This is a genomic window from Pseudochrobactrum sp. AO18b (assembly GCF_000409565.1).
Classification (GTDB): domain Bacteria; phylum Pseudomonadota; class Alphaproteobacteria; order Rhizobiales; family Rhizobiaceae; genus Pseudochrobactrum; species Pseudochrobactrum saccharolyticum.
The window spans coordinates 1-2044 of the sequence record NZ_ANNO01000237.1; the positions used below are offsets into that span (position 1 = coordinate 1).

Genomic DNA, 2044 nt, shown 5'->3' on the forward strand with positions numbered 1-2044 from the left:
TTTGCCGGAATTGATCGGCATTGATGGTGAATATCAGCGCAGTGGTCATTTGAAACTGGCACGCACGGAAGAAGATTTCGCCAAGCTCGAAACCTATGCGGCGCGTGTGCGTCCGCATGGTCTGGAGCTGGAACTCATCAGCGGCAAGGCCGTGAAAACACGTTTCCCGTGGCTGACCGGCGATGTGGCCGGAGCATCACTGTGCCATGACGACGGCCATGCCAATCCGCGTCTGGTTTCTCCGGCCTTTGCCCGCGCAGCCCGCTCTGCCGGTGCCACTGTGCTGGAACATATGCCGGTGCATCAGGCTGTCAGTACCGGCAGTGGTTTTGTGCTGCAGGCCGGTGAGGAAACGGAAATCCGGTGCCGCCAATTAGTCAATACGGCTGGTGCATGGTCAGACCAGTTTGCCAGCCAGTTTGGTGAGAGCGTTCCGCTCAAGAAAATCTATCCGTCCATGGTGGTGACAGAGCCGCTGCCTTATCGCCTGCCAATGAGCATGGGCGAAGAGGGCGGCAGTTTCTATGGCCGTCAGGTGACGCGCGGTAATTATGTGATGGGCGGCGGGCGCGGAATTGTACTGGATAATCCGGACTATTCGCGACCTTCGGTGACTGCCGCCTCATCGGTTATGCAGCGGGCAATTGCGCTGTTTCCGCATCTGGAACATGCCCATGTTATCCGCTTCTGGTCCGGCACTGAGGCTGAAATGCCGGATGGCAATCCGGTTATCAGCGCGAGTTCCAAGGTGAACGGGCTTTTTCATGCTTTTGGTTTTTGCGGAGCGGGCTTTCAGACCGCACCAGCTGTGGGGGCGGTGCTGTGTGATCTGGTAACACAAGGCCAAAGCAACATACCGATCGGGGCTTTCAGCATTGATCGTTTTCATAACCTTCCTGCCTGAGAAGGGGCGGACAAGGCAATCTTTAATCTTCATAATGGGAGTAGCACGAAATGAATTCTAAACTGACAATGGTTTCCGTTCTGGCATTGGGTGCCGCTGCTGTTGCAACAGCTGCACAGGCAGAAACCAAGACACTCTATATCGGCATGAATGGCGGCAATTTTGAACGCGCTTATACCGAGCATGTTCTGCCACCGTTTGAAAAAGCCAATAATGTTAAAGTTGTTGTGGTTCCGGGCACTTCAGCCGATATTCTGGCCAAAGCAACCGCTGCCAAAGACAATCCGCAAATGCATGTCATGCTGCTGGACGACGGTGTGATGGTACGCGCTATCGGCAGCAATCTTTGCCAGCCGATCTCTGATGATCCGGTGCTGAAAGAAATCCAGCCGGCAGCGCGTCTGAAAGATGATATGGCCATCGGCGTTGATATGGGCATGACCGGTCTTGCCTATAATAAAAAGCTGTTTGATGAAAAAGGCTGGGCAGCACCAACCTCATGGATGGATATGGCTGACCCTAAATTCGCCAATGCGGTTGTGTTCCAGTCCGCTTCGGCTTCGAGCTTTGGCCTGCATGCCTTCCTGATGTTTAACCGCATTCAGGGCGGCGATGAAAACAATGTTGAGCCGGGTTTTGAGAAATTCTCCGACACCATCGGCAAGAATGTTATCGAGTTCATTCCAAGCTCGGCCAAAATCTCTGAAATGGTGCAGACCGGCGAAGCGGCTATTTTCCCGCTGACACCTACCGGCGTGAACAATCTGAAGGACAAGGGTATTCCGGTGGAATATGCGCAGCCTAAGGAAGGTTCTGTTGTGCTGGCCGTTACCCAGTGTGTGATTGCCAATAATAGCGAGCCGGAACTGAGCCAGAAACTGGCACATTATCTGCTGTCGGCCGATGCTCAGAGCCTTGCTCTGGACAATGGCAATATCATTCCTTCGAACATCAATGCCAAGGCCGGCAATGAAGATGCAGCTGCCAAGCTCACAGCCTTCCGTGGTTACATGGAAACTGCAAATGTTCTGGACTGGGATGCGGTCAATAAAAACCGTCAGGCATGGAACAGCCGCTGGAACCGCACAATCGAGCGCTAATCAGCCGCTTTTTGCTTGAAATTATATGGCCCGCGATCTC

Annotated in this window: 2 protein-coding genes; both read left to right on the forward strand. The window is 53.5% G+C overall.

From position 1 onward, the window contains the following. The coding region (locus tag A918_RS20095) for an FAD-binding oxidoreductase (RefSeq protein WP_033316031.1) at window positions 1–904 on the forward strand (904 nt) is incomplete at its 5' end. 50 nt (window positions 905–954) lie between these two features. Continuing rightward, complete coding sequence (locus A918_RS0109780) at window positions 955–2004, forward strand: ABC transporter substrate-binding protein (RefSeq protein WP_022710888.1); 1050 nt, start codon at window positions 955–957, stop codon at window positions 2002–2004. The last annotated feature ends 40 nt before the right edge of the window (window positions 2005–2044 follow it).